Source organism: Isoptericola sp. NPDC056573 (genome assembly GCF_042793335.1).
Lineage (GTDB): Bacteria > Actinomycetota > Actinomycetes > Actinomycetales > Cellulomonadaceae > Isoptericola.
The window spans coordinates 52327-77068 of record NZ_JBHTUY010000013.1 but is presented as its reverse complement, the minus strand read 5'-3'; the positions used below and the strand labels follow the sequence as shown (position 1 = coordinate 77068).

General features: G+C 75.2%; 24 protein-coding genes and 1 riboswitch. Of the genes, 9 read left to right on the top strand and 15 right to left on the bottom strand.

Annotated elements, in window-relative coordinates; translation table 11 throughout:
- Positions 1-61: 61 nt before the first annotated feature.
- Both ACFQ8E_RS19260 and ACFQ8E_RS19255 read right to left on the bottom strand, forming a co-directional pair.
- Positions 62-1327: an O-succinylhomoserine sulfhydrylase gene (locus ACFQ8E_RS19260; protein ID WP_430552174.1), complete on the bottom strand. Its 1266-nt coding sequence runs from the start codon at positions 1325-1327 to the stop codon at positions 62-64.
- A complete protein-coding gene (locus ACFQ8E_RS19255) occupies positions 1324-1800 on the bottom strand; it encodes a rhodanese-like domain-containing protein (protein ID WP_430552173.1) in 477 nt (158 codons plus the stop codon). Before ACFQ8E_RS19255 ends, ACFQ8E_RS19260 begins: the two co-directional genes overlap by 4 nt.
- Before the next feature lie 266 nt (positions 1801-2066).
- On the opposite strand from ACFQ8E_RS19255, the gene ACFQ8E_RS19250 reads away from it, so the two are divergent.
- Entirely contained in the window at positions 2067-2237 is a 171-nt protein-coding gene (locus ACFQ8E_RS19250) for a hypothetical protein (RefSeq protein ID WP_430552172.1), read from the top strand.
- A gap of 19 nt (positions 2238-2256) precedes the next feature.
- Here ACFQ8E_RS19250 and ACFQ8E_RS19245 read toward each other — a convergent pair whose 3' ends face one another.
- From ACFQ8E_RS19245 to ACFQ8E_RS19235, 3 genes are all read right to left on the bottom strand, one after another.
- Positions 2257-2793 (bottom strand): hypothetical protein, encoded by a 537-nt coding sequence (locus ACFQ8E_RS19245; protein ID WP_430552171.1) that lies wholly within the window; start codon positions 2791-2793, stop codon positions 2257-2259.
- A 103-nt stretch (positions 2794-2896) separates the two neighbouring features.
- Positions 2897-4084 carry a protein kinase gene (locus tag ACFQ8E_RS19240; protein ID WP_430552170.1) on the bottom strand — a complete coding sequence of 396 codons (1188 nt, stop codon included), beginning with the start codon at positions 4082-4084 and terminating at the stop codon, positions 2897-2899.
- Positions 4084-4764 carry an RNA polymerase sigma factor gene (locus ACFQ8E_RS19235; RefSeq protein WP_430552169.1) on the bottom strand — a complete coding sequence of 227 codons (681 nt, stop codon included), beginning with the start codon at positions 4762-4764 and terminating at the stop codon, positions 4084-4086. Before ACFQ8E_RS19235 ends, ACFQ8E_RS19240 begins: the two co-directional genes overlap by 1 nt.
- 86 nt (positions 4765-4850) lie before the next feature.
- Positions 4851-4967: riboswitch (SAM riboswitch) on the top strand.
- A gap of 34 nt (positions 4968-5001) precedes the next feature.
- Between ACFQ8E_RS19235 and ACFQ8E_RS19230 the strand changes: the two genes are divergently transcribed.
- The gene (locus ACFQ8E_RS19230) at positions 5002-6444 is read left to right on the top strand and encodes an aminotransferase class V-fold PLP-dependent enzyme (RefSeq protein WP_430552168.1); all 1443 of its coding nucleotides are present in this window, start codon (positions 5002-5004) and stop codon (positions 6442-6444) included.
- A gap of 73 nt (positions 6445-6517) precedes the next feature.
- Here ACFQ8E_RS19230 and ACFQ8E_RS19225 read toward each other — a convergent pair whose 3' ends face one another.
- Both ACFQ8E_RS19225 and ACFQ8E_RS19220 read right to left on the bottom strand, forming a co-directional pair.
- Entirely contained in the window at positions 6518-6691 is a 174-nt protein-coding gene (locus tag ACFQ8E_RS19225) for a CsbD family protein (protein WP_429766061.1), read from the bottom strand.
- A gap of 110 nt (positions 6692-6801) precedes the next feature.
- Positions 6802-7698 (bottom strand): NAD(P)-dependent oxidoreductase, encoded by an 897-nt coding sequence (locus ACFQ8E_RS19220; protein WP_430552167.1) that lies wholly within the window; start codon positions 7696-7698, stop codon positions 6802-6804.
- Positions 7699-7747: 49 nt separating this feature from the next.
- Between ACFQ8E_RS19220 and ACFQ8E_RS19215 the strand changes: the two genes are divergently transcribed.
- The gene (locus ACFQ8E_RS19215; RefSeq protein ID WP_430552166.1) at positions 7748-8155 is read left to right on the top strand and encodes a MerR family transcriptional regulator; all 408 of its coding nucleotides are present in this window, start codon (positions 7748-7750) and stop codon (positions 8153-8155) included.
- On the opposite strand, the gene ACFQ8E_RS19210 is transcribed toward ACFQ8E_RS19215, so the two are convergent.
- On the bottom strand, positions 8156-9634 hold the full coding sequence (locus ACFQ8E_RS19210; RefSeq protein ID WP_430552165.1) for an amidase: 1479 nt from the start codon (positions 9632-9634) through the stop codon (positions 8156-8158).
- Between the two features lie 85 nt (positions 9635-9719).
- Here ACFQ8E_RS19210 and ACFQ8E_RS19205 point away from each other — a divergent pair, with 85 nt between their 5' ends.
- From ACFQ8E_RS19205 to ACFQ8E_RS19195, 3 genes are read left to right on the top strand one after another with little or no spacing between them, the layout of a single operon-like run.
- Positions 9720-10292: a GNAT family N-acetyltransferase gene (locus ACFQ8E_RS19205; RefSeq protein ID WP_430552164.1), complete on the top strand. Its 573-nt coding sequence runs from the start codon at positions 9720-9722 to the stop codon at positions 10290-10292.
- 57 nt (positions 10293-10349) lie between these two features.
- Positions 10350-11852 carry a peptide MFS transporter gene (locus ACFQ8E_RS19200; protein WP_430552163.1) on the top strand — a complete coding sequence of 501 codons (1503 nt, stop codon included), beginning with the start codon at positions 10350-10352 and terminating at the stop codon, positions 11850-11852.
- Positions 11853-11890: 38 nt separating this feature from the next.
- Positions 11891-14005, top strand: coding sequence for a CocE/NonD family hydrolase (locus ACFQ8E_RS19195; RefSeq protein ID WP_430552162.1), 2115 nt, complete (start codon positions 11891-11893; stop codon positions 14003-14005).
- A gap of 3 nt (positions 14006-14008) precedes the next feature.
- Here ACFQ8E_RS19195 and ACFQ8E_RS19190 read toward each other — a convergent pair whose 3' ends face one another.
- The 4 genes from ACFQ8E_RS19190 to ACFQ8E_RS19175 form a co-directional block, all read right to left on the bottom strand.
- On the bottom strand, positions 14009-14929 hold the full coding sequence (locus ACFQ8E_RS19190) for an LLM class flavin-dependent oxidoreductase (RefSeq protein ID WP_430552161.1): 921 nt from the start codon (positions 14927-14929) through the stop codon (positions 14009-14011).
- Positions 14930-15071: 142 nt separating this feature from the next.
- Positions 15072-16088 carry a MaoC family dehydratase gene (locus ACFQ8E_RS19185; RefSeq protein ID WP_430552160.1) on the bottom strand — a complete coding sequence of 339 codons (1017 nt, stop codon included), beginning with the start codon at positions 16086-16088 and terminating at the stop codon, positions 15072-15074.
- On the bottom strand, positions 16085-17440 hold the full coding sequence (locus tag ACFQ8E_RS19180; RefSeq protein ID WP_430552159.1) for a 3-oxoacyl-ACP reductase: 1356 nt from the start codon (positions 17438-17440) through the stop codon (positions 16085-16087). Before ACFQ8E_RS19180 ends, ACFQ8E_RS19185 begins: the two co-directional genes overlap by 4 nt.
- Positions 17441-17451: 11 nt before the next feature.
- Positions 17452-18750, bottom strand: coding sequence for an acetyl-CoA C-acetyltransferase (locus tag ACFQ8E_RS19175; RefSeq protein ID WP_430552210.1), 1299 nt, complete (start codon positions 18748-18750; stop codon positions 17452-17454).
- 175 nt (positions 18751-18925) lie between these two features.
- Here ACFQ8E_RS19175 and ACFQ8E_RS19170 point away from each other — a divergent pair, with 175 nt between their 5' ends.
- Positions 18926-19672 (top strand): TetR/AcrR family transcriptional regulator, encoded by a 747-nt coding sequence (locus tag ACFQ8E_RS19170; RefSeq protein WP_430552158.1) that lies wholly within the window; start codon positions 18926-18928, stop codon positions 19670-19672.
- Complete coding sequence (locus ACFQ8E_RS19165; protein ID WP_430552157.1) at positions 19669-21765, top strand: acyl-CoA dehydrogenase; 2097 nt, start codon at positions 19669-19671, stop codon at positions 21763-21765. The genes ACFQ8E_RS19170 and ACFQ8E_RS19165 overlap by 4 nt, the downstream gene beginning before the upstream one ends.
- A gap of 102 nt (positions 21766-21867) precedes the next feature.
- Here the strand turns inward: ACFQ8E_RS19165 and ACFQ8E_RS19160 are convergent, their stop codons facing one another.
- Both ACFQ8E_RS19160 and ACFQ8E_RS19155 read right to left on the bottom strand, forming a co-directional pair.
- Positions 21868-22212, bottom strand: coding sequence for a hypothetical protein (locus ACFQ8E_RS19160; RefSeq protein ID WP_430552156.1), 345 nt, complete (start codon positions 22210-22212; stop codon positions 21868-21870).
- A gap of 98 nt (positions 22213-22310) precedes the next feature.
- The gene (locus tag ACFQ8E_RS19155; RefSeq protein ID WP_430552155.1) at positions 22311-22826 is read right to left on the bottom strand and encodes a hypothetical protein; all 516 of its coding nucleotides are present in this window, start codon (positions 22824-22826) and stop codon (positions 22311-22313) included.
- 266 nt (positions 22827-23092) lie between these two features.
- Between ACFQ8E_RS19155 and ACFQ8E_RS19150 the strand changes: the two genes are divergently transcribed.
- Positions 23093-23701 carry a hypothetical protein gene (locus ACFQ8E_RS19150; RefSeq protein WP_430552154.1) on the top strand — a complete coding sequence of 203 codons (609 nt, stop codon included), beginning with the start codon at positions 23093-23095 and terminating at the stop codon, positions 23699-23701.
- Between the two features lie 13 nt (positions 23702-23714).
- On the opposite strand, the gene ACFQ8E_RS19145 is transcribed toward ACFQ8E_RS19150, so the two are convergent.
- The gene (locus ACFQ8E_RS19145) at positions 23715-24737 is read right to left on the bottom strand and encodes a LacI family DNA-binding transcriptional regulator (RefSeq protein WP_430552153.1); all 1023 of its coding nucleotides are present in this window, start codon (positions 24735-24737) and stop codon (positions 23715-23717) included.
- Between the last annotated feature and the right edge of the window lie 5 nt (positions 24738-24742).

The window sequence follows — 24742 nt, the reverse complement described above, 5'->3', positions numbered from 1 at the left end:
CCTCCTCGTCGAACGTGCCGGGCCCCGAGCATGGCAGGGGCCTCCGACACGTCGCAGGAGGTCAGGCGTGCAGCGCCTGCTCGACGTCCTCGACGATGTCCCGCGGGTCCTCGAGGCCGATCGACAGCCGCACGGTGGTCTCGGCGATGCCGACCTTGGCGCGGCCCTCGGGGCCGAGCTTGCGGTGCGTCGTCGTGGCGGGGTGCGTGATGATCGACTTCGCGTCGCCGAGGTTGTTGGAGATGTCGACGACCTGGAGGGCGTCGAGGAACGCGAACGTGCGCTTCTTCGCCTCGGCCGCCTCCGTGCCCTCGGGCACGGCCAGGTCGAACGTCACGACCGTGCCGCCGCCCGACTGCTGCGCCTTGGCGAGCTCGTGCTGCGGGTGCGACGGGAGGAACGGGTAGCGCACCCCGGTCACTCCGTCGAGCTCCTCGAGCGCGGTCGCGACCTGCAGCGCCGCCGCGTTCTGGGCTCGCACGCGCACGTCGAGCGTCTCCAGGCCCTTGAGCAGCACCCACGCGTTGAACGGGCTCAGCGACGGGCCGGTGTTGCGCACGAACGTCTGCACCGGCCCGGTGAGGAACTCCTCCGTGCCGAGGATCGCGCCGCCGAGCACGCGCCCCTGCCCGTCGATGTGCTTGGTGGCCGAGTACACGACGACGTCGGCACCGAGCTCGAGCGGCTTCTGCAGCACCGGCGTCGCGAACACGTTGTCCACCACGACGACGGCGCCGGCGGCGTGCGCGAGCTCGGCCACCCGCCGCACGTCCACGAGGTCCTGCATGGGGTTGGACGGCGACTCGAAGAACACGACGTCTGCCGGCGTGGCGAGGGCCTCCTCCCACTGCGAGGTCACGTGCCCGTCGACCAGGTCGACGCGCACCCCCCACTTGGCGAAGATCTCGTCGTAGATGACGTTGGTGGACCCGAACAGGGCCCGCGCCGAGACGATGCGCGAACCGCTGGAGACCAGCGCGGCGAGGGCGTTGAACACCGCCGACATGCCCGACGCCGTGGCGTAGCAGGCCTCGGCACCCTCGATGAGGCGCAGCCGCTCCTCGAACGTGTGCACCGTCGGGTTGCCGTACCGCGAGTACAGGAACTGCGAGCGCTCGCCGGCGAACGCCGCCTCGGCGTCCGCCGCCGAGGCGTAGGTGTACCCCTGGGTGAGGAACAGGCCCTCGGACATCTCCTGGAAGTCCGACCGACGGTGCCCGCCGCGCACGGCCAGGGTCGCGGGCCGGGCCGTGGCGGGCAGCGGGCGCGAGCCGCCGAAGGTCGTGGGGTCGGCGCCAGGGCCGGTCGGGACCTGCACGCCGCTCATCGGGCCTGCTCCGGGTCCTGCTGCCGGGCGGCGTCGTACGCGCCCCACGGCAGGCCGCGCACCTTCCAGCCCTCGCGGTCGCGGACGCCGTCGAAGCCGGGGCCGCCCTCGAAGCCCTCGAGCACGTTGTACGCCGGGCCGAGGCCCGACGACGTCGCGAGGCGCGCCGCGCCGATCGAGCGCTGGCCGGAGCGGCACAGGAAGACGACGGGGCGGTCCGCGGTCACGCCCGCGGCGGCGAGCTCGGCGAGGAAGCCGGCGTTCGGGCGCCCGCCCGCCTGCACCCACTCGACGAAGACCGGGGTCTTCCCGGCGGTCGCGGTGTCCGGCACGCCGATGGCGCGCCACTCGCCCTCGGTGCGCACGTCGACGAGGACGGCGTCCGGATCGCCGGCGAGCAGGTCCCACGCCTGCTGCGGGGTGAGGTCGCCGGCGTAGCCCTCGGCGGGGCGGGGATCGATCTGGGTGCTCATCGCAGTCCTCCCATCGGTCGTGGCGGTAGCACCCTCGTCCGGACGGGCCGCCGTCGCCGGCGGCCGGCCCGCGGGTTGCTGCGGCGTCGACGTGCCACGTCACTCGGCCGCTCGGGATGGTCCTGGCGATCGTACGACAGCCGTCCGCGTGCTGGTCACCCCGTCTCGGGACGCGAACGCCGCGCGTCCCCGGTGTGCCCAGGCGCGGCCGAAGGTAAAGTCTCCGGCAGGACTCGGGCTTGGCCGCACCTCGAAGGAGACGGACGATGGCAATCCTCGCCACGATCAAGGGGTGGTTCCGGCGCGAGCGCAGGGAGCCGTTGGAGCGTCCGCGCGACCTGCCGCCGCCGCGTCCCGAGGGCGGTCGCCCGCACGAGGCCCCCTACCCCCAGGGCGCGGACAACGTGCTCGGCTGGCGGGACGGCCCTGGCGTCTGACCCGCGGCACACCTGGGGGTCAGTCGTCGTCGTCCTCGCCGAAGTGCGCCACGTGGGCGTCCTGGTGGTGCTTGACGAACAGCCGCAGCTCGACGTCGCGGCCGTCCGCCTGCTGCGTGAGCACGCGGTCGATCCGGTCGGACTCGCGGGTCGCGGCGTCGACGATGACGTCGGCGTGCTCCTTCGTGTCCGCACCCGACCAGGTGCCGGGTTCCGCGAGCACGGCCTGGGCGTCGGCGGTGCCGGCGGCCAGGTCGGTGCCGGTGAGCTGCTCCACCTGGGCCCGGTCGAGGGTGATGACGGTCTTGTCGCTGTCGGCGTAGCGGACGGTGTACGCCGAGGGATCCTTCGCCGCCGGCGCGTCGGCGGTCTCCTCGGTCCCGTCGGCCTGCTCGTCGGCGCCCGCGGCGTCGTCGGCGGGCTGCGTCGCCGTCGTGTCCGACGCCGAGGTGCCCGGGTCGTCGAACTCGGCGTCGGGGGTCGGGGACGCGCACGCGCTCAGGGCGAGGAGGCTCGCGAGGGCGATCGGCGTCAGTCGGCGGGGAAGGTGTCGCATGGTCTCTCCTGGTCGATGGGGCCAGCCCCGTGCGGTGCTGACCCCCGTGAGTCGTCCGCGGCGGCGGAAAGGTTGCACGCGGACCGAGATTTCTTCGTCCGGGTCAGGACCCGGCGCCGACCCGCAGCCGGTGCACGGCCGTGAGGGCGGTCCCGTCCGGGGCGCGGGCCTCGAGCACCACCTCGGCGGCGCCGGCGCTGCTGGCGGTGAGCCGCACGCGCTCGTCGTCGGCCACGTAGGTGCCCGTGGGCAGCGTCCACACCCAGTGCTCCGCGCCCGCGACGTCGGCCGTGAGGGTGACCGGCTCGCCGACGGTCGCCGCCCCGGGCCCGGAGATCGCGACGCTCGCGCCGCCCGCGGCCGAGCGAGGCCGGTCGAGCCAGGCCGTGACGCCGGCGCCCGCGCCCAGGCCGAGGACGGCGGCGGTGACCGCGGCGACGACGACGGCGGCCGGGCGGCGTCGCGCGCGGTCCGGGCCGCCGGTCGTGCCCGGGCCGAGCGCCCCCTCGACGTCGGCCAGCCAGGCTGCGGCGTCGGGGTGCCGCCGGGCGGGGGCGTCGGCGAGGCTGCGGCGCAGCGCGGCGTCGAGGGAGCGCGGGAGGTCGGCGCCGTCGACGAGCCAGGACAGCAGCGCGGACATCGCCCACAGGTCGGCGCGGGTGTCGACCGTGCCGGGGCCGTCCTGCTCCGGCGGCCGGAACCCCTCGGTGCCGCCCGCGACGGTCAGCCCGGAGCTGCGGGCCAGGTCCTTGCTCATGCCGAGGTCGGCCAGGACGAGGCGCTCGTCCGGCCGGACGACGGCGGCGGGAACGCCCTCGACCGCGCCCTCCGGGCCGGTGCGCAGCAGCACGTTGCCGGGGCTGAGGTCCCGGTGCACGAGGCGCGCGGCGTGCACGGCCTCGACCGCGGCGGCGAGCCCCCGGGCGACGGCGAGCACGTCGGCGGGCGTCGCCGTCCACCCGTCGGCCCGCAGGGCCGCGACGCGGGCCGCAAGGGTGCCGCGGTCGGCGAGCTCGAGGACGAGGTAGGGCTGCTGGCGGTCGCTCTCGCCGATGTCGTGCACGGCGACGACGTGCGGGCTCGCCACCCGCCGCAGCGCCCGGCCCTCCGCGATGAACCGCTCGCGGACCTCCGGGTTGAGGCTGTGGTTCTCGGCCAGCACCTTCACCACGACGACGTCGTCCAGGCGCTCGTCCACGGCGCGGTGCACGGTGGCGAACGACCCGACGCCGATCACGTCGCCCACCCGGTACCGCCCGAGCAACGGCTCGGGCGCGGCCGGCGCGGCCATCAGGACAGGCTCCCGAGGGCCGCGGCCACGAGCGCGCGGCCGCGCGAGACCTGTGACTTCACGGTGCCGACGCTGCGACCCAGACGGTCGGCCACCTCCGCGTAGGGCAGGCCCTCGATGTCGCGCAGCGTCACGGGCTCGCGGTAGAGCTCGGGCAGGGCGGCGAGCGCGTCACGCACGGTGGCGCGCGTGGCGATGAGGGAGCTCATCCGTTCCGACGGCCCGACGTCGTCGTCGGGCAGGGGAGCGGTGGCGCGCTGCCGACGCAGGTGGTCGACCACCCGGTGGCGCACGATCCCGTGCACCCACGTGGTGACCCGCGACCCGCCCGCGAACGACCGGACCGACGTCGCCACGGAGACCAGCACGTCCTGGGAGACGTCGTCCACGGCGGCCTCGTCGAGCAGGGCGCCGCGCACGAAGCGCCGGACGACGCCGGACGCGTCCAGCAGCTCCACCAGCAGCTCGGTCGCGGGCGCGGAGCCCGCGGCGGCCCGCCCGCCGACGAGGTCGAGGACGTCGGCGGCGTCGTCCCCGGTCGCCGCGCGGGCGGCGAGCCCTGCGGCGTGGAGGTCGCCGCCGGCGAGGGCGCGGGCGACCAGCTCGGCCGGGGTTCCGACGGGGCTTCCGACGGGGCCTCCCGGAGGCGCGCCGGAGGCCGGAACGGTGCGATCGGGCATGCATCCAGCGTCTCACGCGACCGCATCGTGAGAAGGGGGCGGGCTCCGCTTGACCGTGTGGTGCTGCGCACGCACGATGGGCGGCAGGTCAAGAGCGCCAGCGCGAAGCCCCGGCTCGCTGGCCGGCAACCCTCCTCTCGCGGCGGGGTGCCCCGGGTGACGACCTGGCCCTGCGCCGTCCGGCGCGCGGGCAAGCGCGGGGAGCCACCTCCCCGGCACGACCGAGGAGGACCACGCATGACCACGCTCACCCCCGCGCCTGCGGTGCCCGCCGTGCGCGTCGGCGCCGTGCAGGACGTCGCACCCGTGCTGCCCGTCGTCGGCGGCGACACGCTCGTGCCGCTCGTCGACGGCCGTCAGCTGCCGTACGCCAACCTCGACGTCGCGGCGTCGGCGCCCGCCCTGCAGGCCGTGGCCGACCGGGTCGCGCGCGTGCTGCCGCTGTACGCCAGCGTCCATCGCGGCGCCGGCTACCTGTCGCAGGTCTCGACGGCCCTGTACGAGACGGCCCGCCGCACGATCGGCGCGTTCGTCGGAGCCCGCGAGGACGACCTCACGATCGTCACCCGCAACACGACGGACTCGCTCAACCTGCTCGCGGGCTGCGTGCCCGCCGACCCGGCCACCGGCGAGCCCGGCCGCGTCCTCGTGCTCGACATCGAGCACCACGCCAACCTGCTGCCCTGGCAGCGCGTCACCGACGCGACCGTCGTCGCGGGCGGCCCGTCCGTGGCCGCCACCCTCGCGGAGATCGAGGAAGAGCTGGGGTCGGCCGCTGCCGCGGGCCGCCCCTACGCCCTCCTGGCGCTCACCGGCGCGTCCAACGTGACCGGCGAGGCGCTGCCCGTGGCCGACGTCGTCGCTGCCGCGCACGGCGCCGGCGCGCGCGTCGTGCTCGACGGCGCCCAGCTGGTGCCGCACCGCCGCTTCTCGCTCGCGGAGACGGGCGTCGACTACGTCGCGTTCTCGGGCCACAAGACGTACGCGCCGTTCGGGGCCGGTGCCCTGGTCGGCCGGCGCGACTGGCTCGACGCCGGCACCCCGTACCTGGCCGGCGGCGGCGCCGTGCGCCGGGTGCGCACCACCACGACCGACTGGCACGAGGGCCCCGCCCGGCACGAGGCCGGCTCGCCCAACGTCGTGGGCGCGGTGGCGCTCGCGGCCGCGTGCGACGAGCTCGCCGCCCTCGACCCGTGGGTCGCGGCCGGGCACGAGGACGCCCTGCGACGCCGGCTCGTGGACGGGCTCGGCGAGATCGAGCGCGTCGAGGTCGTCCACGTCTGGGACGACGCCGTCGACCCGGTGGGCGTCGTGACGTTCACGGTCACCGGGTACGACCCCGGCCTCGTCGCCGCGTACCTGTCCGCCGAGCACGGCATCGGCGTGCGCGACGGCCGGTTCTGCGCCCACCCGCTGCTCGGCCGCCTCGGCTTCGACGCCGGCGCCGTCCGCGCGTCGGTGGGCCTCGGCACCGCGGGCGAGGAGGTCGAGCGGCTCGTCGCCGCCGTCCGCTCGCTCGTGACCGAGGGGCCGCAGGCGCAGTACGACGTCGTGGACGGGCTGTGGGTCGTCGTCGACGACCCGCGCCCCGTGCCCGAGGGCTCCGGCCTCGAGGGGCTGCTCGCCACCGCCGCGCTGGGCGCCGACGAGGCGTTCGGCTGCCTGCCCGACGACCTCTGAGCCGTCGGCCCCGCCCCGGGCGGACATGACGACGGGGCGCCACCGTGCGGTGGCGCCCCGTCGTGTCAGCGGGTCAGCCCTTGAACGCGTCCTTGACGTCGTCGCCCGCCTGCTTGAGGTTCGCGCTGGCCTGCTGGGCCTTGCCCTCGGCCTCTTTGCTCTCGTCGTCGGTGAGCTTGCCCGTGGCTTCCTTGGCCTTGCCTTCGGCCTCTTCCGCCAGGTGCTTGGCCTTGTCTCCCAGTCCCATCGGGGCTCCTTCCGTCGGACGAACGACCTCGAGGACCGACCGTAGGCGCGTGCTCGCCGGCTCGCACGCCGACGTCTCAGGTCGTGGTCCTCCGGGTGGCGACCGGCAGGTCAGGGCGTCGGGCGGCCGAACTCCTCGATCAGCACCGGGTACTGCTCGTGACCGTGGCCCGCGGCGACGCCACGGTCGGCCACGGCCTTGAGCAGTCTCGGCAGCTCGGTGCTCACGCCCAGCGCCGCGCTCTCCTCGACGAGGTGCGCCATCGCGCGCGCGTCCGTCTCGAGGGCCGAGGCCTCCGCCGGGAACCTGCCGCTGTCGACCTGCTCCGCGTAGCCGGGCAGCCAGGCGGCCACGCCCTCCGCGATCTGCCGGGCGAACGGGGCGAAGGCGGCGGCGTCCACCCCGGCCGTGCGGAGCATGGCGGTGCCGTGCAGCCACGCGTCGAGGACGCTCCACATCATCGTGAGGCCGGCCGCGTCGTAGAGGGACGCCAGCCCGGGGTCCTCGCCGAGGTGGGTGACGGTGCCGAGCGCGGCGAGGGTGGCGGCGTGCGCGTCGAAGTCCGTCCGGGGCCCGCTGTGCAGGACGACCGCGTCCGCCGTCCCGATCGCGGGCGGCACGGCCATGATCGCGCCGTCGAGGTATCGCGCGCCGCGGCGGGCGGCCCACCGGGCGGTCTCCCTGGCCTGCGAGGAGCTGCTGGACGTGAGGTTGACCAGCGTGGCGCCGGCGAGGTCGACGTCGTCGTGGCCGAGCAGCTCGCGCACGGCGGCGTCGTCGGTGAGGCAGACGATCGTCAGGCCGCCGGGACGGACCGCCGCGGCCGCCGTGGGCGCCAGGTGCGCGCCGTCCGCCACCAACGCGTCGGCCCTGGCGGGGGTGCGGTTCCACACGGTGGTGGGGTGCCCGGCCCGCAGGAACGCGCCGGCGAGCGCGCGACCCATGAGGCCGAGTCCGACGACGGAGACGGGGGCGGGGGACGACGGCTTGTGGGTTCTGGTGACCATGGCAGCATCGTCGACGTTCATACCGGTGTGAAGGTCAAGGGGGAGCGGGATGCGGATCGGTGAGCTGAGCCGCCGCACGGGCGTGCGGACGCACCAGCTGCGCTACTACGAGGCCCAGGGCCTGCTGGACGTCGCCCGACGCTCGAACGGCTACCGCGAGTTCGACGAGGGGGCCGTGCTGCGGGTGCGCCAGATCCGGCACCTGCTCGACGCGGGCCTGTCGTCCGAGGACATCGCCTACGTCCTGCCGTGCGCGGTCGGCGAGGAGCCGCAGCTGCCCGGTTGTGTCGAGCTCCTGACCGCGATGCGCTCCCGCCTGCGGCGTCTGGAGGACCAGATGGCGAGGCTCGCCCGCTCGCGCTCGGCCCTGGCCGGGTACATCGCGGCGGCGGAGCGGGTGGGTGGCGAGACCTACCCGCCGCTCGAGGGCGCGACGGCGGAGAGGGTTCCCGCCTGATCACCAGGCCGGAGGGTGCCGGTCCGCCCAGCGCAGCCGGTCCTCGAGCTGGGCGGCGAGAGCGAGGAGCGTCGTCTCGCCGCCCGGCCGCCCGATCAGCTGGACGCCCATCGGCAGCCCGTCGTCGGTCCAGCGGGTCGGCAGCGTGATCGCCGGCAGCCCCGCCACGTTGAGCATCGACGTCCACGGCGTGTACTGGCACTGCTGCTCGAAGTTGCGCTCGGGGTCCTCGGGGTCGAACCAGCCGAGCGGGCGGGGCGTCGTCGCGAGCGCGGGGGTGACGACGGCGTCGAACCGTGACACCTGCGCGACCAGCCTGCGCTCGAACGCCGTGAGCGCACGCAGCGCCTCGGCGAGCTCGCGGGCGGGCACCTGGCGGCCGCGGCCGATGAGCCACCGGGTGAGCGGCTCGAGCCGGTCGAGCCGTGCGGGGTCGTCCAGCGGGACCGCGGAGGCGCCCGCCATCCACAGGGTGCGGAAGGCGGGGCCGTACGTCGGGTCGGGCTCGAGGGACAGGTCGTCGACCTCGTGCCCCAGGCCGGCGAGCGTCGCCACGCCGGTGTCGAGCGCGGCGCGTGCCTCGTCCGACGTCGTGATCGTGTAGAAGTCGTCCCAGGCGGAGTCGGTCGTGACACCGATCCGGAACCGGCCCCGCACGTCCTCGCCCCCGACGCCCGCCACCTCTCCGCGGCGCGCCGCGGCCAGGTACTCCCCGGCGCGGGCCGACGGCGCGCGCAGCGTGAGCGGGTGCGCCACGCGGCCGTCCGGGGTCCAGGTGAGCATGCCCTCCAGCAGCAGCGCGGTGTCCTCGGTGGTGCGGGCGAGCGGCCCGTTGACGACCAGCCCGCCCAGCGACTCCTGGCCCGACCCCGCCGGCACGAGGCCGCGGCTCGGCTTGAGCCCGACCACGCCGCACGCGGCGGCGGGGATGCGGACCGACCCGCCGCCGTCCGACCCCGGTGCGCACGGGAGCAGGCCCGCCGCGACGGCGACGGCGGCGCCGCCGCTCGACCCGCCCGCCCCGAGGCCCGGGTCCCACGGGTTGCGTGCCACCGGCCCCGCCAGCGGCTCGGTGTACGCGGGGAAGCCGAGCTCGGGGGCGGTCGTGCGGCCGAGGCTCACCATGCCGGCGGCGTCGAGGACGTCGACGATCTCGTCGCTCACCGGCGGCACGACGGCGTCGTCGCCGGCGAAGGCGCGGGAGCCGAACCGGGCGGGCACACCGGCCCGCATCCACAGGTCCTTGTCCCCGCCGGGCAGCCCCCACAGGGTCGCCCGGCCGTGCGCGCCGTCGCGCTCGAGGGCCGCCGTCCGCGCGCGCGCCGCCTCGGGGGCGACGGTGGCGAACGCCCCCAGGTCGGGGTTGGCGCGCTCGATCCGGGCGAGGAAGTGGTCGGCCACCTCGGTCGGCGTGAGCTCTCCCGCGCGCAGCAGGTCGCGCAACCGGGTGGCGGTCATCTCGTGCAGGGCGTCGTCCATGCCCCCATCCTGCGCCGAGCATGGGGTGGTGCTCGGAATGCGGCGCGAGAACGTGCGCACGGGCATGGTCGGCGAGGATGGGCCGGTGATCCACGACCTCGTCCTCGCCGGCCACGGCGTGCGCCTGGAGCCGCTCGGCCCGCAGCACGCCGAGGCGCTGCTCCCCCTGATCGACGCCGACCTCTGGTTCGGCATGACGTCGCCGGTCCCGTCCGGGGTCGCGGACCTCGAGGCGTGGATCGAGGCGGGCGTCGCGACGCCCGGCACGACGGCGTTCGCCGTCGTGGGCGACGACGGCGCGGTGCGCGGGTCCACCCGGTTCTACGAGCTGGCGCCGGGCCCGCGCCGCGTGGAGATCGGCACCACCTTCTACGGTCGCGACTGGTGGGGCGGCACGACCAACCCGGCGTGCAAGCTCCTGCTGCTGCGGCACGCGTTCGACGAGTGGGGCATGCGCCGCGTCGCGCTGCGCGCCGACTCCCGCAACACGCGCTCGTGCGCGGCCATCCGGCGCCTCGGCGCCACGCCGGAGGGCGTGCTGCGCAAGCACCGCGTCGCCGCCGACGGCACGGTGGGGGACACCGCCTACTTCTCGATCGTCGACGACGAGTGGCCCGGCGTCCGCGCCGGCCTCGAGGCCCGGCTCGCCGGTCGCTGACGTCCGCACCCCCGTGCTCGGCAGGTCGGCGGGCGCGGGCGGTGGGAGTCTGGACGGGTGACCACCGAGGACGCTCCCGCCGTCGACCCGGCCCCCGGCTCCGACGCCCACGACGACCGGGCGTTCTTCGGCCACCCCCGCGGCCTCGCGACGCTCTTCAGCCTGGAGGTCTGGGAGCGGTTCTCGTTCCTGGGGATGCAGGCGATCCTCGTCCTCTACTTCACCGCCTCGGTCGCCGACGACGGCCTCGCGATGGAGCCCGGCAACGCGGCGTCCATCGCCGCCGGCTACGGCACGATGGTCTACCTCGTGTCCGTGGGCGGCGGCTGGATCGCCGACCGCGTCCTCGGCTCCTACCGCGCGGTGCTGTGGGGCGGCATCCTCATCGCCGCCGGCCACTACACGATGGCGGTACCGGCGGAGATCTCCACGTGGATCGGGCTCGTGCTCATCAGCCTCGGCACCGGGCTGCTCAAGCCCAACGTGTCGACGCTCGTGGGCAAGCTCTACTCCACCGACGACGACCGCCGCGACGCCGGGTTCGCCCTGTACTACATGGGCATCAACGTGGGCGCGTTCGTCGGTCCGCTGGTCACCGGCTGGCTGGGCGCCGAGGTCGGCTGGCACTGGGGCTTCTCCGCCGCCGCGATCGGCATGACGGCGGGGCTGATCCAGTACGTCGTGGGGCGCCGGCGGATCCCGGGCTACGGCCGGCCGGCCGAGGCGCCCCTGCCGCCCGACGCCGCGCGCCGGACCCGCCTGCTCCTGCTCGGCGCGGCGGCGGCCGTGGTCGTCGTCCTCGTGGTGCTCGCCCTGGTCGGGCGGCTCAGCATCGCCGGGGTCGTGGACGCCCTCACCGTGATCGCGATGGTGGCGCCGATCGTCTACTTCACGGTGATGTTCCGCAGCCCGCGCGTGACGACCGAGGAGCGCGGCCGCCTGCGCCCGTTCCTCGTGCTGTGGATCGCGTCGGTGGCGTTCAACTTCGTGCTGTTCCAGGCGTACTCGGTGCTGATCCTGCTGGCCGAGGACCACGTGCAGCGGACCATCTTCGGCTGGGACGTGCCGTCGGCCTGGTTCAGCTCCTACCTGGGCGCCGCCGAGGTGCTCGTCGCCCCGCTCGTCGCGGCCCTCTGGACGTGGCTGGGGCCGCGCCAGCCGCACGCGTCCAAGAAGGTCGCCTTCGGTGCCCTGCTCGGCGGCCTGTCCTACCTCGTCCTCGTGCCGGCCGTGAGCGGGCAGTCCGGCGACTGGCGGATCGCCGTCTGGTGGCTGCTGGTCTCCCTGACGCTGCTCGGCCTGGGTGACGTCCTGCTGCAGACCACCGGCCTGTCGGCCACCACGAAGCTCGCCCCGCTCGCGTTCTCCAGCCAGTCGATGGCGGTGTGGTTCCTGTCGATCGCGCTGGCCAACGGCATCCAGGCGCAGACCGTCCGCTTCTACGGCGAGGTGCCCGACGGCGTCTACTTCGCCGTCAACGGCGCCGTGCCCGTGATCGTCGCCGTCGTCGTGCTCGCCCTGTCGCCGTGGATGAAGCGCACCATGCACCCCGTCCACTGAGACACCCGTCCACTGATCGTCCGAGCGCCGGAGGACCCATGCGCCACGTGACCGACCTGCCCTACGAGACCCTCGTCGAGGACCTGTGGATCCCCCTGGCCGACGGCACGCGCCTCGCGGCCCGCGTCTGGAGGCCCGTCGACCCGACGCCTGTCCCGGCGATCCTCGAGTACCTGCCCTACCGGCTGTCCGACTGGACGGCCCCGCGCGACGCCCAGCGCCACCCCTACTACGCGGGGCACGGGTACGCGTCGGTGCGGGTGGACATCCGGGGCAGCGGCAACTCCGACGGGTTCCAGGACGACGAGTACTCGCCCACCGAGCTCGCGGACGGGGTGGCCGTCGTGGAGTGGCTGGCGGCGCAGGGCTGGTGCGACGGGTCGGTCGGCATGTTCGGCATCTCGTGGGGCGGCTTCAACTCGCTCCAGATCGCGGCGCTCGCGCCCGAGCCGTTGAAGGCGATCGTCACGGTCTGCTCCACCGACGACCGCTACGACAACGACGTGCACTACACGGGCGGCTCCGTGCTGGCCGTCGACATGCACGCGTGGGCGGCCACGATGCTCGCGTTCTGCTCGCGCCCGCCGGACCCGGTGTACGTGGGGGAGGGCTGGCGCGAGCAGTGGCTCGACCGGCTGGAGCGCACCGAGCCGTTCGTGCACACCTGGCTGGACCACCAGAGCCGCGACGACTACTGGCGGCACGGCAGCGTCATCGAGGACTCCTCGACGATCTCGGCGGCGGTGCTCGCCGTCGGCGGCTGGAACGACCCGTACCGCGACACCGTGCTGCGGCTCGCCGCGGCGGGCGACGACGGCGCCCTGCGCGCCCCCGTGCGCGGCATCCTCGGCCCGTGGTCGCACCAGTACCCCGACCGCGGTCTGCCGCCGGGCCCGGCCATCGGCTTCCTGCAGGAGACGCTGCGCTGGTGGGACCACTGGCTCAAGGGCGCCGACCGCGGCGTCCTCGACGACCCGCCGCTGCGCGCGTGGATCAGCGAGTCCGTGCCGCCCGCCACCGTCTACGACGAGCTGCCCGGCCGGTGGGTGGGCGAGCCGTCGTGGCCGTCGCCGCACGTCTTCCCCCGCGAGCTGCCGCTCGTCGCCGTCGACGCCGACGACCCGCCCGAGGGCGGCCTGCGGACGACGGCGCCGACGGTCGGGGCGCTCGCGGGCGGCCACCCCGTGCCGACGTCGTGGCTGGTGGACTCGCCGTCGCACACCGGCGTGGACGCCGGCCGGTTCTTCCCGTTCGGCAACGACGCGGACCTGCCGCCCGACCAGCGGGAGGAGGACGGGCGGTCGCTCTGCTTCGACTCCGCCCCGCTCACCGCGCCGCTGGAGATCCTGGGGCGCGCCCGCGTGCGGCTGCGGCTCACGTGCTCGGGGGAGAAGGGGCAGGTCGTGGCGCGCCTGTGCGACGTCGGCCCGGACGGCTCGTCGACGCTCGTCACGCGCGGCGTGCTCAACCTGTCGGCCCGGCACGGTCGCGACCGCGTCGTGCCGTGGACGCCGGGCGCGACGGAGGAGGTGTCGTTCGAGCTCACCGGCACCGGCTACGCGCTGGCGCCCGGGCACCGGCTGCGCCTCGCGGTGTCCTCCGCGTACTGGCCGTGGGTCTGGCCGCAGCCCGGCGACGCCGTGCTCGCCGTCGCGGTCGGCGACGGTGCGCTGGAGCTGCCCGTGCACGACCGGGCGTCGTCCCACCCGCCCGTCGTCTTCGAGGAGCCCGAGCAGACGCCGCCGCTGGGCGTCGTCTTCGGCGAGGCGGGCGAGGCGCGGCCGGAGCGGCGGGTCGTGCGGGACGTCGCCGAGGGCCGGTGGCTGCTGGAGGTGGACCCGCGCTACGGCGGCACCCGCACCTACCCCGACGGCCTGGAGTTCACCGAGGACGCGCTCGAGCGGTACTGGATCGGCCGGGACGCCACCAGCGCGCGCACCCGCTCGGACTGGACGGTGCGGCTGCGCCGCGACGCGGGCGACCCGCTGCCCGCGGGGATGGCCGGCGGCTGGGACGCGAGCGTCGTCACCCGGTCGGAGATCTCCTGCGACGACCACGCCTTCCACACCGAGAACGAGGTGGTGGCGCGCGACGGCGACGAGGTCGTCTTCGAGCGGCGGTGGACGCGGTCGATCCCGCGGACCGCGGGCTGACGGCTACCGCAGCAGCGGCGCGACCTCCTGCCCGAGGAACGCCGCGAACCCGTCGAGGTCCGGCTCGTCCTGCGTCGGCTGCGCGACGACGGTCGTGACGCCGAGCGCGGCGAAGCGGCGCAGCCCGTCGGCGACCTCCTCCGCTGAGCCCCACGTGGCGTGGTCGGCGAGGACCTCGTCGGAGGTCGCGTCGACGTCCCACTTCGCGAGCGAGGCACGCAGCCGGTCGGCCGCCCCGGCGCCGGTGGCGACCTGCGCGAACGCCACCGCCCGGAACGGGTGCGCGCTGCCCGGCCCGGACTCCGCGACGGGCGGCAGCCCGGCGGCCGCACGCCCCTCGTCGAGCAGCGCGATCGCCTCGCGGGCCCCCTCGACGCCGGCGTCCCCGTCGATGACGACGCCGTCGGCGATCTCGCCGACCAGCCGCATCGTCCTCGGGCCCTTCGCCGCCGCGACCACGGGCGGCGCGACGGCGGGCGGCCAGTCGAGGGCGACGCCGTCGAGGGTCACGTAGCGGCCGGACGTCGTGACCCGCTCCCCGGCGAGCAGCGCGCGGAGCGCGGTGACCTGCTCGCGCATGAGCGTCAGCGGCGACGCCACCCGGGCGCCGACCTGGCCCATCCAGTCCTGCACGCCGTGCCCCACGCCCGGCAGGAACCGACCGGGGAACATGCCGTCGATCGTCGCCGTCTCCATCGCGGTGAGCGCCACGTTGCGCAGCGGCAGCGGCATGACGCCGATCCCGACGCGCAGGCGTTCGGTGGCGCTCAGCATCGCCGCGGCCGCGGACGGGCCGGACTCGAGGAAGCAGTCCTCCCACAGCCAGACCTCGTCGAGGCCGGCGGCCTCGGCGGTGCGGGCGAACGGGACGAACCGCGAGGGCGGGTTGCCGTAGGGCGCGAGGATGCAGCCGAGGGTGGTCATGCACCCGATCCTGCCCCAGGCCCGCACGCCGAGGTAGTGCCCAGCGCCGCGAGGTAGTTCGAGGCGCCGCGAGGTAGTTCGCACTACCTCGCGGCGCTCCGAACGACCTCGGCAGCTCTCGGGCTACCTCGCGGACACCAGGTCAGAGGGGGGTGACCGTGCCGCGGAAGTGCTGGCGGCCGCGGCCGCCGTTCCAGCCGACGTAGGCGAAGCCGCCGCCGTCGTCCGGGGTCACGGCCACGTCCACCGTGCCGGGCAGCAGCACGGGCGAGGCGAACTCGACCGTCCAGCGGTACGCCTCGCCGCGCGCGTGCCCGACGTCGGCCAGGGCGCGCGCCGCTGTGTACATGCCGTGCGCGATGGCGCGCGGGAAGCCGAACGCCTTGGCGGACAGCGCCGACAGGTGGATCGGGTTCCGGTCGCCCGAGACCGCGCCGTACGCGCGGCCGGTGCCCGGCCCGAGCGCCCACCGGCCGGTGGGCAGCGGGGGCGTCCACGTGCCCGTGGGCGCGCGGTCCTCGCCGTCGTGGTCGTCCTCCGCGTCCGTCCCGGGCGCCGTCCACGGCAGGTGGAAGCCCTTGGCGAGGTAGGTCGACACGCCCCGCCACACCGGGGCGGAGCCCGGGTCCGCCTGGCGGCGCACCTCGGCGACGAGGTCCACCTGCACGCCGCGCTTGTGCGGGCGCAGGTTCTCGGCCCAGGCGCGCACCTCGAGCGCGTCGCCCAGGACGACGGGCCCGCGGAGCTCGACGTCGTTCGCCAGGTGCACCATCCCCAGCAGCGGCAGCGGGAAGTCCCCACGCACCATGACCGCCGTCGCGAGCGGGAACGCGAGCACGTGCAGGTACCCCGCCGGCAGCACGTCGGTGACGGGCTCGTGCAGCAGCCGCTGATAGTCGTGCAGGTGGTGGGCGAGGTCCGCCGTCGGCACGTCGGAGACGCGGTACGCGACGTCGGGCAGCGTCAGGGGAGCAGCCTCCCCGTCGCCCTCCGACCGCCCCTGGCCGATGACGGGCAGGCCCGGCATCGCGCGCCCCGCGGCGATGCGGCCGGAGGCGGCGGCGCCGCGCGCGTAGAGGCTGCCGAGGCCCGGCAGGGTGGGCAGGGTCTCGACGCGCAGCGGCTCGCCGGCGCTGGTGGCCGGCGCGCTCGCCGTCACCGCCCCACCAGGTTCTGCCCGCACACGCGCAGCACCTGGCCGTTGACCCCGGCGGACGCCGGCGACGCGAGGAAGACGATCGCCTCGGCGACGTCGACGGGCTTGCCGCCCTGCTGCAGCGAGTTGAGCCGACGGGCCACCTCGCGGGTGGCGAACGGGATCGACGCCGTCATCTCGGTCTCGATGAAGCCGGGGGCGACGGCGTTCGCGGTGCCGCCGCGCGCGGCGACCAGCGGGGCCGTCGCGCGCGTGTGCCCGATGACGCCCGCCTTGGAGAAGCCGTAGTTCGTCTGGCCCTTGTTGCCGGCGATGCCGGAGGTCGACGCGAGCGAGACGATCCGCAGCCCGTCCACGCCCTCGCCCCCGTCGAGGCCGAGCAGCTGGTCGTTGATGCGCAGCTGGGCCTCGAGGTTGACGGCGATGACGGAGTCCCACTGGGCGGGCTTCATGTTGGCCAGCAGCTTGTCGCGCAGGATGCCCGCGTTGTGCACCACGACGTCGAGGCCGCCGTGGCGGGTGCGCGCGTGCTCGAGGATGCGGCGGCCCGCGTCCTCGGCCGTCACGTCGAGCTGGAGCGCCGTGCCGCCCACCGCGTTGGCGGTGCGGGCCAGGCCCTCGCCGGCCGCGGGGACGTCCACGCACACGACGGTGGCGCCGTCGCGGGCGAGGGTCTTCGCGATCGCGGCGCCGATGCCTCGGGCGGCCCCGGTGACGACGGCGACCTTCCCGGCCAGTGGCCGGTCCCAGTCGGCGGGAGCCTCGGCGTCCGCCGGGCCGACCGGCAGCAGCTGGCCGTCGACGTAGGCCGAGCGGGCGGACAGGAAGAAGCGCAGCGTCGCGAGCACCGAGGTGGCGTTCACGGCGGCGCCGTCGGTGAGCACGATCCCGTTGCCGGTGGCGCCCGCGCGCAGCTCCTTGGCGAGCGAGCGCAGGAAGCCGTCGACGCCGTTGCGCGCCGCGGCGAGCGCGGGGGCGTCGCCGTCGGCGGCCGCGCGCGAGACGGTGACGACGCGCCCGTTCGTGGCGAGCCGGCGCAGGACCGAGCCCGTGGCCAGCACGGCCGCGGAGACGTCGGTGGGTCGCTCCGACTCGGTGAGCACGAGGAGCACGGCGCCCCAGCGCGCGTCGTCGGTGGGCTGACGGCGCACGTCGAGGCCCCAGCCGTGGAGCTCCTTGGCGAGGGTGTCCGCGTCGCCGGTGGACGCGTCGTCCGAGACGACGAGGACGGGCCCGACGGTGAGCGGGTCGCCCGCGCGGAAGCGCCGCAGGATCGCGGGGCGCGGCAGGCCCAGCTTCTTCGCGAGCGTCTTGGTGAAGCCGGAGTTGACGGCCTTGGTGTAGGAGTCGGTCACGGGGCTCCCTCTCAGACGGACTCGACGACGGCGGTGGCCCCGAGGCCGCCGGCGGCGCAGACGGAGATCAGGGCGCGGGCCGGCCGGCCGGTCTCGGCGGCCTTCGCGGCGACCAGCTTGGCCGCCGTCGCAAGGATGCGCCCGCCGGTGGCGGCGAACGGGTGGCCGGCCGCGAGCGACGAGCCGTTGACGTTGAGCTTCTCCCGGTCGACGCTGCCGAGCGGCGTGTCGAGGCCGAGCTCCGCCTTGCAGTAGTCGGCGTCCTCCCACGCGGCGAGCGTGGTGAGGACGGTCGACGCGAACGCCTCGTGGATCTCGAAGAAGTCGAAGTCGTCGAGGGTCAGGCCGTTGCGGGCCAGCAGGCGCGGCACCGCGTGCACGGGCGCCATGAGGAGTCCGTCGTGGCCGTGCACGAAGTCGACGGCGGCGGTCTCGGCGTCGACGAGACGCGCGAGCACCGGCAGGTCGCGCTCGGCGGCCCACGCGGCCGACGACAGCAGCACGGTGGAGGCGCCGTCGGTCAGCGGCGTGGAGTTGCCGGCCGTCATCGTGGGCTCGGCGGGCTCGGCGAGGCCGCGGCCGAACACCGGCTTGAGCTTTGCGAGCTTCTCCAGCGAGGTGTCCGCGCGGAGGTTGTCGTCACGGGTCAGGCCGCGGAACGGCGTGACCAGGTCGTCGAAGAACCCGGCGTCCCACGCGGCGGCGAGGTGCTGGTGGCTGGCGAGCGCGACCTCGTCCTGCGCGGCGCGGGAGATGCCCCAGCGGGCGGTGGTGATCGCCTGGTGCTCACCCATCGACAGGCCGGTGCGCGGCTCGTCGGTGGCGGGGGTGAGGGGCTTGAGGTCGGCGGGGCGGATCTTCGCGAAGGCCTTGAGGCGGGCCTGGAGCGTCTTGGCGTGCGACGCGTCGAGCAGCGCTCGGCGCAGCCCCTCGCTCACGGCGACCGGGGCGTCGGAGACGGTGTCGGAGCCGCCGGCGACGCCGGACTCGATCTGGCCGAGGCGGATCTTGTTCGCGACGGTGATCGCGGCCTCGAGGCCGGTCGCGCACGCCTGCTGCAGGTCGAACGCGGGGGTCTGGGGCGACAGCGAGGAGCCGAGCACGGACTCGCGGATCAGGTTGAAGTCGCGCGAGTGCTTGAGGACCGCGCCGCCCACGACCTCGCCGAGGCGCTCACCCTGCAGCCCGTACCGGGCGACGAGCCCTTCGAGCGCCGCGGTGAACATCTCCTGGTTGGAGGCGTCGGCGTACTTCTTGCCGGCGCGCGAGAACGGGATGCGGTTGCCGCCCACGATCACGGCGTCGCGCACGCCCGCGGGGGCGGACGGCGACGGGGCGGGGGTGGTCCTCCGGGACGTGCTCCGGGGGGAGCCGTCGGACGGCTTGCGTGTAGCCACAGCGATAGATCCTTCACTCCGTCGGTCAGGTAGGACTCACAGTACCTGATACTCTCAGTCCCGTGAGACGAGTCACAAGGTGCGGCCGATGAGGGCCGCGGAACAGCTCGACGCCCGTTCGACCCCGGACGGCCGCGCGGCCCTCGACGGTCGTTCGACGCGCTGGGACGATCATCGCGCCGCACGCCGGGCGCAGCTCGTCAACGCCGCGCGCAAGGCCGTGCACCGCGGCGGCCCCGGGGTCTCGATGGACGAGATCGCGGGCGAGGCGGGCACGTCCAAGTCGATCGTCTACCGGTACTTCGAGGACAAGGCGGGGCTGCGCCTCGCCGTGGCCGCGCACGTCGTGGCGACGATGCACGACGCCCTCCGCGAGGCGGCCGAGGCCGCGCCCACCCCGCACGCGGCCCTGCGCGCGATGGTCCGGGTGTACCTCGAGATGATCGAGCACTCGCCCAACGTCTACTGGTTCGTCACCCGTACCGCCATCGGCGGCAACGAGCCCGCCCCCGGCGCCGTCGGGACCGGGCAGGTCGAGGCGCTCGGCGCGTACCTCGACTCCGTGATCGAACTGGTGGCCGAGCCCTTCGCCAGGGCCGTCCAGGTGCCCCCGGCGCTCGCCGCCGCCTGGGCCGCCGGGGCCGTCGGCTTCGTACGCGGCGCCGGCGAGTGGTGGCTCGGCCATGACGGAGCCGACCGGCTCACCCGGGAGGAGCTCACCGAGCAGGTGACGCTCTGGCTGTGGACCGGCCCCGTCGGCGTCCTCCACCACGAGGGCATGACGCCTCCCGACCCTTCGACCCCCATCCCCGCACCCCCGCAGGAGAACCGATGACCACGACGTCCGACCGTCCCGCGACGACGCAGGCCGCCGGCAGCGTGCCCGCCCCCAAGGCGACCCCGCGCGTCGACGTGGCCGGCCTGTCCGAGCAGCTGCTCGGCCGGTGGCCGGAGTGGCGCCGCCACGCCCGCGCGCGCTCGACCGACCCGACCTTCTGGAAGGACGAGTCGCTCTCGATGGCGGAGCACCGCGAGCGCGTGCTCGAGCAGATGAAGCTGCTCGCCACCGACGAGAAGCACCAGGTCTGGCTCGGGTACCCGACGCGCCTCGGCGGGGCCGACGCCCCGGGCGCGAACCTGGCGGGCTTCGAGGAGCTCGCCGTCGCCGACCCGTCGCTGCAGATCAAGGCGGGCGTCCAGTGGGGCCTCTTCGGCTCGGCGATCCTCCACCTGGGCACCCCGGAGCAGCAGGACCGTCTGCTGCCGGGCGCCATGGACCTGTCCGTGCCGGGCGCGTTCGCGATGACGGAGATCGGGCACGGCTCGGACGTCGCGTCGGTGGCCACGACCGCCACCTACGACCCGGAGACCGAGGAGTTCGAGATCCACACGCCGTTCCGCGCGGCGTGGAAGGAGTTCCTCGGCAACGCGGCGGTGCACGCCACGGCGGCCACCGTCTTCGCGCAGCTGATCACGAACGGCGTCAACCACGGCGTGCACTGCTTCTACGTGCCGGTGCGCGACCCGGAGACCATGGAGTTCCTGCCCGGGATCAGCGGGCACGACGACGGCCTCAAGGGCGGCCTGCGCGGCGTCGACAACGGGCGGCTCGCCTTCGACCACGTGCGCATCCCGCGTACGGACCTGCTCGCCCGCTACGGCGCGGTCGCCGCCGACGGCACGTACTCGTCGTCGATCGACAGCCCCGGCCGCCGCTTCTTCACCATGCTCGGCTCGTTGGTGCAGGGCCGCGTGTCCCTGGACGGCGCGGCGTCGACGGCGTCCAAGCTGGGCCTCGCCATCGCCGTGAAGTACGGCGCCGAGCGCCGGCAGTTCACCTCGTCGTCGCCGATCGAGGAGACGGTGCTGCTGGACTACGCGACGCACCGCCGCCGCCTGTTCCCCCGCATCGCGGAGACCTACGCGACGCACTTCGCGCACGACCGCCTCCTCGACCTGTTCGACGACGTCTTCTCCGGCGAGAAGGACACCCCCGAGAACCGCGAGGACCTCGAGACGATGGCGGCGGCGCTCAAGGCGACGTCGACCACGTTCGTGCTGGAGACGCTGCAGGAGGCCCGCGTCGCCTGTGGCGGCGCCGGCTTCATCACCGAGAACCGCATCACGAGCCTGCACCACGACATGGACGTGTACGCCACGTTCGAGGGCGACAACACGGTGCTGCTGCAGCTCGTCGCCAAGCGCCTCGTGGGCGACTACGCGAAGGCGCTCAAGGGCGCCACGTCGACGCCGGCCGGCATCGCCCGGTTCGTCGTCGACCGCGCCGCGGACGCCGCGCTGCACCGCACCGGCCTGCGCCGGGCCGGCCAGGCCCTCGCCGACGTCGGCGACCCGCGCCGCGCGGCCGGGCACCTGCGCGACGCCGAGACGCAGCGCGAGCTGCTCGCCGACCGCGTCGCGACGATCGTCGAGGACGTCGCCATGGCGCTGCGCCCCGCGCAGAAGGCCGACCCCGTCACGGCCGCGCGGATCTTCGACGAGAACCAGGTGCAGCTCGTCGAGGCGGCCAGGGCGCACGCGGACCTGCTGCGCTGGTCGGCGTTCACCGACGCCCTCGAGCAGATCGAGGACCCGGGTACGCGCCGCGTGATGACCTGGGTGCGCGACGTCTTCGGGCTCACGCTCATCGAGCGCAACCTCGCCTGGTACCTCATCAACGGGCGGCTGTCCGCGCAGCGTGCCCGCACGGTGACGTCGTACGTCGACCGCCTGCTCGACCGCCTGCGTCCGCACGCCGTCGACCTCGTCGACGCGTGGGGCTACGGGCCGGAGCACCTCCGGGCGGTCATCGCGTCCGGCATCGAGGCGGAGCGGCAGGACGAGGCGCGGGCGTACTACGCCCAGCAGCGGGCCGACGGCACCGCGCCGGTCAGCGAGAAGGCGCTGAAGAAGCAGAAGCGCTCCTGACGGCGAGAGAGAAGCCCGGACGGGACTGCGGTCGACGCAGTCCCGTCCGGGCTTCTCGCTCGGCTTCTCTCTCGCGTGCTCGCCCGCTCCCTGCGCGCGCCGTCAGGCGGCGGCGGGCGTCGGCTGGGCCGCGCGCACCGGCTGCGGGTAGTCCTCGACGACGGCCGGCGGGCTCTCGACCGTTCCCGGCGTCGTGCCGGGTACCGGGGCGGGCACGACGCTCGCCTCCTCGGCCGCCTGCTCGTCACGCAGCGGCAGGCCGAGCGTGACGGTGGCCGGTCGTGCGACGCGCGCCGGCGGGACGGACATCGCCACGACCGCCGCGCCCCCGAGCCCGGCCAGCAGGGCGGCCCACGCCACCCACGTCCAGCCGAGCGCCGCCGACGCGCCCAGCAACGCCCCGTCCACGACCCCTACGACGAGCCCGACGACGAGCACCCGTCTCATGCCTACCTCCCACGGTCCGCCTCATCCGTGCCTTTCCAGGAGACGACACGACGGCCGGTCGTGCATCTGCTGGGCGGATCGTGCAGGTCACAGGTGGGTCACGGTAGGCGGTCGCGCCCCGCCGTGTCCCAGGTGAGGGCCGGAGCCGGGGGGTCGACGTGCCCGAGCAGCAGGGGCGAGGGCGACGGGTCCAGCGTCGCGCGCAGCTGGTGGTGCATCTCCCCGGTGAGCCGCAGCGCGAGCTCGAACCGGAGCGGGGCCACGTGGTCGGCGTGGAGCCGTCCGCCGATCGCGGGGTGCGGGGAGAAGGCGAGCACCTCGTCCGGGCGGGGGTGGGTGCCGGCGTCGAGCACCTCTCGGCAGAGGTCCTCCAGGAGGAGGTCCGCACGCCCGTCCGCCGAGTCGAGCTCTGTGTACATCTCGACGGCGGTGGCCCAGCGGAGCTCGAGCGACCCCTCGATCGTGTCGAGGAACCACCAGCCCTCCAGGGACTCGAGGAAGACGTCGCCGAAGACGGTCGTGAAGCGGGGCGTCTTGCCGTGGACCCCCAGCCACGACCAGGACGCCAGCCCGTACGCGAACGCACCGGGAGCGAAGGTTCTGAGCAGTTCCACGTGCGCATCAAACCACCTTGTGGTAACCGACGAAACCCCCGGCTCCACCGGGGCCACGCGTGGCCCCGCTCACGAAGAATCGTCACCTGGTGATGATCCTGGTCAAGGATCGAGGGCCGCAGGTCAAGAAAGCGTCATCCGTGCAGGTCGGCCTCGCGCCGGACCGGAGTCGCGGAACTCTGCCCCGGTGCCGCCCGTTGTCCCACGGGCGGCCCGAGGACCTCGGTGCCGCCGCTCGCACGAGCCCCCGACCCGGAGGTGGACCCATGGACACGCCCGCCGCGCGCAGGCAGGTCGACGCCCGGAGCGTCGCGATCACCGGACTCACGACGCTGGCCTGGTACGCCGTGCCCGACGTCGTCCGACCGCGCTGGGCACGCGCCCTGGCCAAGGTGGGCGTGCTGGCCGGGGGGCTCGGGCTCGGGATGGCCCTGACCAGCGAGGGCCGCTCCGCCGTCGACGGGATGCGTGAGGTGCGCGACGAGCTGCGCGACCTGCGCGACGCCGACGAGAACGCAGCCGGCGAGAACGCCTCGGAGCCGGACGAGGGGATCGCGCCGGCCGACGGGCGGGACGACCGCGAACCGGACGACAACGTGCTGGCGGCCGACGTGGCGCTCGACGGCGCCGACCCGCTGCCGGGCCCGGCCGTCGCGGGAGCGGCCGCGGCGGGCGCGCTCGCCCTCGCCGTGACGATCGCCGTGGCGGGGGAGAAGTGGGCCTACCGGCGCGGCGAGCGCTGGCGCGCGCAGGGGCGGCGGCTGCCGCACACGCGGGTCGGGCTGATCCTCGGGGCGCTCGCGGCCGTGGCGACCGCCCTCGACCCGTCGATCTCCATGGTCCCGCCGGTCGAGGACGAGGCCCCCGCGAGCTGACGCGGCTCCCGGCTCAGGAGTCCCCGGCGGTGGACCCTCGTACGACGAGGCGTGGCGGTGAGAGCTCCGTGCCGTGCGCGGGGCGACCGTCGATCGCGGCGAGCAGGAGCTCGGCGGCCCGCTGCCCCAGCCGGTCGAGCTGCGGATCCACGGTGGTCAGCGGCGGCCTGCTGGCGAGCGCCATGACCTCCCAGTCGTCGTAGCCGGTCACGGCCACGTCCTCGGGCACCCGCACGCCGCGGTCGCGCAGGCGGTCGCAGCCACCCCGGGCGAGCTGGTCGGAGGCGAACACGACGGCGTCGACCGGCAACGGGTCGCCGGCCCGGTGGTCGCCGAGCACGACGTCGACCGCGAGGCGGCCCCACCGCTCGGACCACTCGCCGAACTGCGGCTCGCCGACGATCGCGGCGCCGCGCGCCCCGAGGGCGGCTGCCAGGGCGGCGTGCCGCTGCACGGAGGCCGCCTGGTCGCCGCGACCGCCGACGTAGGCGACGCGGGTGCGTCCGAGGGAGAGCAGGTGCTCCGCGACGGCGGTCATCCCGGCGGTGTCGTCGGGCACGACCGACGCGTCGTCGGGGTCCGAGGACGGCGAGTAGGCGTAGACCACCGGCATCGGCACCTGGATGGGAGGGCGCGGGTCGGTCGTGCGGCCGGTGACGATGATGCCGTCCACCCGCCGGGCGACGAGGCTGCGCACGTGGTGCTGCTCGCGGACCGGGTCGTGCCGGGCCGTGGCCAGCAGCGCGGAGATCTGACCCCCGACGAGCGCGTTCTCGGCGCCGAGCACGACCGGCAGCGAGAACCGGCCCGCCGAGTCCGTGCTCAGCAGGCCGACGGTGAAGCTGCGCCGGGCCGAGAGCGACCGTGCCTGGGCGTCGGGCACGAAGCCCAGGCGCTCGGCCGCCTCGCGCACGCGGGCCCGGGTGGCGGGCCGCAGGGACCCGGTGTCGTTGAGGGCTTTGGAGACGGTGCTGGGGGACACCCCCGCCAGTGCGGCCACGTCGGTGATCCGCACGACGCCCGGAGTCTCCGCCATCAGGC